This window comes from Paraburkholderia sp., assembly GCF_034668105.1.
In the GTDB taxonomy this organism is placed as follows: Bacteria; Pseudomonadota; Gammaproteobacteria; order Burkholderiales; family Burkholderiaceae; genus Paraburkholderia.
The window spans coordinates 1-7,289 of the sequence record NZ_JAXDPY010000284.1 but is presented as its reverse complement, the minus strand read 5'-3'; the positions used below and the strand labels follow the sequence as shown (position 1 = coordinate 7,289).

The window sequence follows — 7,289 nt, the reverse complement described above, 5'->3', positions numbered from 1 at the left end:
AGCCACGCAAACAGCACGAGCAATAGCGCGTGTGCGACCGTCCTCAGCAGCCTGAAGCGGAACTCCCAGTGAAGATTGGGCCGCACGAGATGGGCTTCCGGAAACACCACCCGGGTCAGTACGTCCTGCAGGAAGTAGCTCTGGTGGCTGACAGGGTCATCTGTCGTGGCGCCGGGCACACGCTTCAGTTCCGTCCAGAGTTGCTGGATGACCGTGTGACGATCAGCGGCGATCGTATGGCTGTCCTGCCGCGCGCTGGTGAAGTAGACACCCCGCAAGCTTGCGTCGCGCTGGGTCGGGTCATATCGGGAATCGAGGAACACGCACTCGATCAACGCGCCCAACGGCTGAAGCAGCAGTGCGAACTCCTCGTGCAATGCCACCAGCTTGCGACGCCTGGCCTCGTCGTATTCGTCCTGCAAGCGGGTGTTGACACCGTCCGCGAGCCGGGCCGCCAGCAGGCCAAGTTCGGTTTGGCAACGCTCGCGCAGACCGTCTTTCGCCGTCGCCCGGACATCATGAGGCAACGTCATGCCCCATGCCTGCGAGCGGCCCTCTGCTGTCAGCGAATCGAAGTATTCGGCAAAGCCTGTCAGCGCGTCCATCCTGGTGACGATGAGATAGACCGGAAAGCGGATGCCGAGATCGCCGCGCAACTCGGCCAGTCGCGCGGACAATGCCGCAGCAGCCGCGGCACGCGTCGGCGCATCTGCACCGATGATCTCCGCGACGTCGACTGTCAGCAGCGCGCCATTGATCGGCGCACGCGGACGGTGTTTGCGCAGCAACGCAAGAAACCCGTGCCATTCGGCAACATCAACAGTCTGGGCGTCCCGATCGCTATCCACGCGTTTCGACGTCGCGTCCTCCTTTCGTGCCGCACGCGTCGACGTGATTGAAACAGGCGAATTCGCTGTCTTGCCGGCCTCCGCGACAACGTCCATACCACGCCTGGATGTCAGCCCGGGACGGGTATAACGCCCGGTGGTGTCGATCAGCACCGCGTCGTTCGTGAGCCACCAATCGACACGCGCCGTGCCGTCACCGCCAGCGAGCCGCACTAACGCCTGTTGAATCTGCTCGGCGCCCGGAAAGGCGAGTCCGGCATTCAGCATCGCCGTCGTCTTGCCGGCACCCTTCGACCCCAACGTGATGTACCACGGCAACTCGTACAGGTAGCGCTTGCCCTGAAACAAACGGCCCACGACACTTGCACCCGTGTGCATCGAGCGCAAGCGATCAAGCGCTGCGTCGGCCATCCTGCCGATCTCGACGAGCGCGTCCGCCGCAGGGGATGGCTCCTGCCTGTCACCGAACGTCAGTATTCGCGACAGGAACTTCGCGTCGTTCTGCATCAGGCGCACCATGCGGTACAGCCCGTAGATCGCAAACAGCGCAAGCACCACTGCAATGGCGATCGTCCGCGCGGCGGCCGATTCAAGCGGCTGCGCGTTGCCAAACGACAGCAACGGCGCCGCATACCAGATCAGCAGACACAGCACCGCCACGAACACGATGCTGGTCGGCTTGCGTGCAAGCCACAGCAACAGCCCGCTCAACAACAACGCGATCACGAGTACCCGCATCCCTGCGCCGGCCAGCGGCCTGAGTGCGCCGAACGCAATCAGCGGCCCGACGAACCAGACGACCAGACCCACGACGATCAGCGTCATCAATGCCAGGAACAGGCGCGACGCCAGAAACGACAAAACCTTCTTCATTCAATAGTCCCGAAATCCTGCGACGCCGCTGCCAGCGCTCACTCTGCGACGTTGATCTCAACGCGACGGTTCTGCGCGCGTCCCGGAAGTGTCCTGTTATCGGCAATCGGGCTCGTGTCGCCCTTGCCCACCGCCTCAAGCCGGCTCGCGGGCACGCCGGCGTCCTGCAACATCTGCATCACCTGGGCGGCACGCTCTTCCGAGAGCGCCTGATTCGATGCAAACACGCGACCGCGCACCGGCATGTTGTCGGTATGGCCGATCACGGTGACCTTGCCCGGAACCTTGATGATCTCGGCGGCGATTCTCGCGACGAGCGGTTGCATCGACGCATTGACCATGGCCTTGCCGGGCACGAACATGTCGTCGCCATGAAACGTCACCGCGCTGTGGCGCGCGTCCTCGTCGACGCCGACCTTGCCCGCTGCAATCTCCGCGCTGAGCAATTCGCGCAGATGCAACGCGGTTGGCGCCGGCGGCGTCATGCGGCCTATGTCGGCAATTTCCTTCTGCACGGCCGCGCCCTGCGTCAGCAAGTCGTACTTTGCGTAGCAGAACATCGCGAGCAGGATCAGCCCCAAGACCGTTGCGGTGACCCACACAGGCACATCGAGAAACGAGTGGCGCCGGCCGGCCGCCGCGCCAGTCCAGTGCGGCGACAGCGCCGCGGGAACCGGGCCGCGCTGGGCGACGATTTCCGTGTACAGACGCTGTCGCACCTCGTCGTGCAGACGGTGCCCGTTGGGGGTCGCCCGGTACATGCCCTCGAAGCCGAGGCTCAACACGCGGTAGATCACTTCGAGCAGATTCAGATGCTCCCTGGGCTCGGTCATCAGGCGCCCAATCAGCAAATACACCTTCTGGCCGCCCTGGTTGTCCTCGTGAAAAATGGACGCAAGCGGCGCGTTCGCCCAGGCGCTCACGTTCTTTGCGTCGAGCGCCAGCATCACCACCTCGTCGAGTGCGGTACACAGGCTATAGCGCGCACCCAGCATGTGATCGCGACGCAGATTGGCCTGTTCGCAAAGCTTCTGGAACAGGCGAACCTCCTGCTGCAGCAGACGCCGAAGCGGGTCGATCGCATCGATGTCGAGTCGTTGCGGCATATCCGCCAACGCGCGCAGCAGCGGTCGCCCCGCTTCCAGAAGCGGATTGCGCGCGGCGTTGACCGCGAGTAATCGCGCGCCGAAATTCGTGTCCGCACCGCTCGTGTTGCTGAGGCGCGGCTCGCGCGAGTTGGCCGATTCAGCCCAGGGTAAGGTCGTCGCGCTCATGGGCTGCCATTCAGGTGGTTGGAGGTTCGTGCGAATCGGGACGTCGCGACGGCGCAAATCTTCGGAATGTCAGCCACGGACACCCCACAACTCCAGCTTCAACGATGGAAACTCACCCGCGATATGCAAGGCCAAACCGCCGTGACGCGCGACCTCATCCCACAGCGCTCCAGAGCGCGTGAACTCGTAATAGACGTAGCCAGCATTGAATGGAATCTGCCGCGGGGGCACCGGGAGTGCCTGTAGCGCAATGCCGGGCAAGTGCGAACGCACGAGGTCCGGCAACCGTTCGGAAGGGCCGGCCTTCGCCTGGGCGGCAAATTGCTGCTGTAGAACATCTGGCGGCATCTGTGCATGCACTGCCAGCACCACGGCCGTGAAGTGTTGCATGTCCAAAGGATCGACCACGGCATTGCGTATGCCGTGCGCCTGTTCCTGAAGCGGAATGCTCTGTGCGCTGCGCACGAGCACCGCGTTGAGCAGGCGGTGAGTATCGTCGACGACAGGCTTCAGACAAAGATGCGGCGCACCATGCTGATAAGGAGGATGCGAATCCAGCGGACGGCGCGTTTCAGTGCGCACGTAAGTGGACAGTTCGCCCGCCATGCTCAGCAGCAATGCGTATAGATCAGCGGGCGAGGTTGGCGGTACGCGTCTCAGGTGCTGCAATAACGGCTCATAACGGTTGAGCGTCTGGAGCAGCAGATAGTCGGAGACCTCCGCGGCCACGCCCGCCTGGCCGTCACCTCCCGTCAGGCGTTGCGCCAGCGAGTTCGCGCGCAGGTGCGTCAAGTCATGAATTTTCTCGAGCCAGCTCGTCAGCAGCGCACTGGCGCCATAGCCGCTGACCGGCGGCACCACGGTGTCGTCCAGCTCGATACTGCCGTCGGCACTGATCTTTTTTACCCGCGTGAGCGCAAGGCCGATCCACGCATCGGTCAGTTCCTTTTCCGGTAACAGACGCAGCCGCAAGTTGGATAACTGGACGGTCTTCGGCCCTTGCGCGACCGAGTTCGTGTCGCGCAAATCGATATCGAACGCGGCATAACGCGCCAACGAATCGGCTTTGTCGTCGAAGATCGTTTCCTCCGCGTTGGGCACACGGATCGGCACCGCCAGATAGACCAGCTGCTCGAGATGCTCGGGGCGGATCGTCAAGGGGGCCGGCGGCGGCGTACTCGCGGGCGTATCGAACGGCGTGCCGTCGGCAAACACGCCCGCCGCCGACTTGACGATCACTTTGCCCAGCGCCAGCGCTTCGTTGTCGATGCTGTACTGACTGAAACCAAAAAAGAACGGCGACAGCGAAGCCGCGCGCTTGTGCGCGTAGTTTTCCAGGTACCGTTCCTGTTGTTGAAACAATTGCGGGCGCAGAAACAGCCCTTCGCTCCAGACAACCTTGTTATGCCAGCTCATGAGGTATGTTTCCGCTACTTGCTTTCGGTGACCTTGAGCGCGTTGGCCTCGAGGTCGATATTCAGTTTCACCTTGCCGCCGCGGCGATACCACGCGGCGTCCGGTGCCGGTGGCAACGGGTAGGTTTCGCGCCACACTGCATTGGGCAAATCACGGTAGGCGGCCAGAATGCCAATCGCCAACGTGGAAGGATTCGATTTGCGACGCACGGATTTCGTGTCACCGGGCCGAAGCAGGAATTCCTCACGCGCGTTGACATCGTCCGCGAGGAGGGTCTTGTCCCTGTCCTGTAACGAAAAAAAGTCGGCAGCCGCGAACGCGGCGTCGTTCTTCAATTCGTACACCCGCACGACGATGGGCGCGGCGCGGCCCTTATCGTCCGGGTTGACATCTTTCGCGGCCTTGATCGACAGATCGAGCCGGATCGGCTCTTTCGCCGCCTGCGTGTCAGGGTTGCCGCTCACGCACGCCCCCAACACGACGACCAATGCACCCGCGAGCGACGCGGTGACAGGATTGAACAAACGCATAAAGCCCTGCAACAAAGAGAGTGGCGCCGGGCACAACGGCGTTGCGCCCAACTCGGGTACTGCCTTCGGGATCGCCTTTCCCGCCCTACGCTTCCTTGTTGCCCTTGATGTCGTAGCTGGCCGTCACCGCGCCGCCGCTGCCGCCCTGGGCATTCTGTACGACGTACTCCTGCTTGACCTTCGCAAATGACAGGTGAACCTGCTCGCGCATGCGCTCGTCTTCGCTGCTGCCCGACGGTTGAACCACGGTGACGATCACATCGCTCATCGTGATCTTCAGATACTCGAGTGGATTGCCACCGGCCTTCCGGGCAACCAGCGTGGCCTCGTTGATATGTTTGCCGCCGAGGCAATATTTCATCAGATTGGGACTTGCCCGATCGATGTAGTGCTCGAATGCCAGATCATGGACCGTCGCCTTTCCGGCGCCGCCACCCGAGCCCGCGTGCATGTTCGACGCCTGCGAGATTCTCCAGCCCCAGTTCGCAATTTCGATCTCGTTTTTGTGGGTCGAATCTTGTGATTCACCATCGATGCCACTGATCTTCAAAAAAATGTCTTGTGCCATTTGGCGTTCCTTTGTGGTTAATTCAGGTACAAACGGTAGTCATAGGTGCAGAGGAACTGATTCACCCCAATGCGCAATCAGCTCTGACGACGTCAATTCCGCGAAGTCGAGCTCGCTTGCGCACGCGTCAATGCCGCGAGGCACGCACTACGCTGGGAAAATTGGGCCGTTGCCGGAACGCGTGTCACGGCCGGAATGGTTTTGTTGAGATACGCCGCCACCTCGCGAGGTGGCGGCTCGATGAACGGGACACCGCACACGGCGCCGGCGCCAGTAACTGGACCGTCGTCTAGAACCTGCAATACCGCTCGCGGATTCTTTGGCAACGCCTGGGCCAACGCGACGCTAAGACCGGTGGAATCACCCGCGTCGGTTCCGTTGGCGATCGCCGGCGCGACGCGAATCCACGCGGCTTTTCCCGACGCGATCCCGCTGAGGACCGTATCGAAGCGCCCCGCGCGATCAAGCTCCTCAACAACGGTCCTGGCCCCGCGCGAATGGATATCGCGCGTGAGTTGCGCCGGACTCAATGGCTGTGCATCACATGCGCCAGTTAGCGCGATCAGCACGAAGGCGGAGAAGTGGATGCGCGTCATTGCACCACCAACTCTCGGTCCGTACTGCGGTTGATCTGTTCCCGAGTCAGGCGAGGGAGAATGATGCAACCGTGCGACGCCGTATGCGAAAGGTTGTCGCCGTGAATCAGAAACGCACTACGCCCGAATGTCTGAGTACTTGCAACCGGCGCCAGATCCATGGAGACGGGACCGGTTCGATGCGATTGCCGGGCGTTACCGATCCGGTAAGTCCCCCGTGGAATGGGGCCGACATTGGGTTCTCTCTCCATCAGAGAGTTGTTTCGTCCAGCACCTGCTCCGGAGTATCCGGTGGCCGCGGTGTTTCCTTGTGGGTCCTGAAAGACGCCAGTAGATTGAATGTATGTCCAGGGCATGTCTATTTCTTAGGGGTGAGTCGCCGACGTCGCTTGATACGACTGCCGGCTGAATGAACAGGGCGAGTCAGGCCGGCTCAAAAGGCCACTGACGTCACTCGGCCGTGGCGCATGTTCAAGGTATTCACGCCGCTTCCTTAATGGACGGAAGCTTCGCGACGAGACGCAGCGACACTGTCAGCCCCTCAAGCTGGAAGTGCGGACGCAGGAAGAACTTGGCCTGGTAATAGCCAGGATTTCCCTCGATGTCTTCAACGATCACTTCCGCTGCTGCCAACGGCCGGCGAGCCTTGGTTTCCTGCGACGAATTCGCCGGATCGGCATCGACGTAATTCATGATCCATTCGTTCAGCCAGCGCTGCATGTCCTCTCGCTCCTTGAACGCACCGACCTTGTCGCGCACGATGCACTTGAGGTAGTGCGCGAAGCGCGAGCAGGCGAACAGATAAGGAAGCCGCGCCGACAGGTTCGCGTTAGCCGTGGCGTCGGGGTCCTGATACTCCGCCGGCTTCTGCATCGATTGCGCGCCGATGAAGGTCGCGTGATCCGTGTTTTTGCGGTGGATCAGCGGAATGAAGCCGTTACGGGCGAGTTCTGCCTCGCGACGATCCGAGATTGCAATCTCGGTGGGGCACTTCATGTCGATGCCGCCGTCGTCGGTGGGAAACGTATGGCACGGCAGGTTTTTGCATGGACTGCGCGCCGATAAACGTTGCGTGGTCCGTGTTCTTGCGGTGAATCAACGGAATGAAACCGTTACGAGCAAGCTCGGCCTCGCGCCGGTCCGAGATTGCGATCTCGGTCGGACACTTCATATCGATGCCGCCG

At 61.7% G+C, this 7,289-nt stretch carries 8 protein-coding genes and 1 pseudogene; all 9 read right to left on the bottom strand.

Annotation, left to right across the window (positions count from 1 at the left end; all coding sequences use genetic code 11):
* A partial coding sequence (locus QOC89_RS13150) for a type VI secretion protein IcmF/TssM N-terminal domain-containing protein (RefSeq protein WP_323045407.1) occupies positions 1-1,721 on the bottom strand: 1,721 nt, incomplete at its 3' end.
* Positions 1,722-1,759: 38 nt separating this feature from the next.
* Positions 1,760-2,995 (bottom strand): type VI secretion system protein TssL, long form, encoded by a 1,236-nt coding sequence (tssL, locus tag QOC89_RS13145; RefSeq protein ID WP_323045406.1) that lies wholly within the window; start codon positions 2,993-2,995, stop codon positions 1,760-1,762.
* A 69-nt stretch (positions 2,996-3,064) separates the two neighbouring features.
* The gene (tssK, locus tag QOC89_RS13140; protein ID WP_323045405.1) at positions 3,065-4,411 is read right to left on the bottom strand and encodes a type VI secretion system baseplate subunit TssK; all 1,347 of its coding nucleotides are present in this window, start codon (positions 4,409-4,411) and stop codon (positions 3,065-3,067) included.
* Positions 4,412-4,425: 14 nt separating this feature from the next.
* Positions 4,426-4,941: a type VI secretion system lipoprotein TssJ gene (gene tssJ / locus QOC89_RS13135; protein ID WP_323045404.1), complete on the bottom strand. Its 516-nt coding sequence runs from the start codon at positions 4,939-4,941 to the stop codon at positions 4,426-4,428.
* A gap of 85 nt (positions 4,942-5,026) precedes the next feature.
* Positions 5,027-5,509 carry an Hcp family type VI secretion system effector gene (locus tag QOC89_RS13130; protein WP_323045403.1) on the bottom strand — a complete coding sequence of 161 codons (483 nt, stop codon included), beginning with the start codon at positions 5,507-5,509 and terminating at the stop codon, positions 5,027-5,029.
* A gap of 92 nt (positions 5,510-5,601) precedes the next feature.
* On the bottom strand, positions 5,602-6,105 hold the full coding sequence (locus QOC89_RS13125; protein ID WP_323045402.1) for a hypothetical protein: 504 nt from the start codon (positions 6,103-6,105) through the stop codon (positions 5,602-5,604).
* Positions 6,102-6,461, bottom strand: coding sequence for a tlde1 domain-containing protein (locus tag QOC89_RS31875; protein WP_416340394.1), 360 nt, complete (start codon positions 6,459-6,461; stop codon positions 6,102-6,104). Before QOC89_RS31875 ends, QOC89_RS13125 begins: the two co-directional genes overlap by 4 nt.
* 124 nt (positions 6,462-6,585) lie before the next feature.
* A pseudogene (tssC, locus tag QOC89_RS13120) lies at positions 6,586-7,149 on the bottom strand (type VI secretion system contractile sheath large subunit); the annotation flags it as partial.
* The gene (locus QOC89_RS31870) at positions 7,043-7,276 is read right to left on the bottom strand and encodes a type VI secretion system contractile sheath domain-containing protein (RefSeq protein ID WP_416340395.1); all 234 of its coding nucleotides are present in this window, start codon (positions 7,274-7,276) and stop codon (positions 7,043-7,045) included. The pseudogene tssC and the gene QOC89_RS31870, both read right to left, overlap by 107 nt.
* Positions 7,277-7,289: the final 13 nt, after the last annotated feature.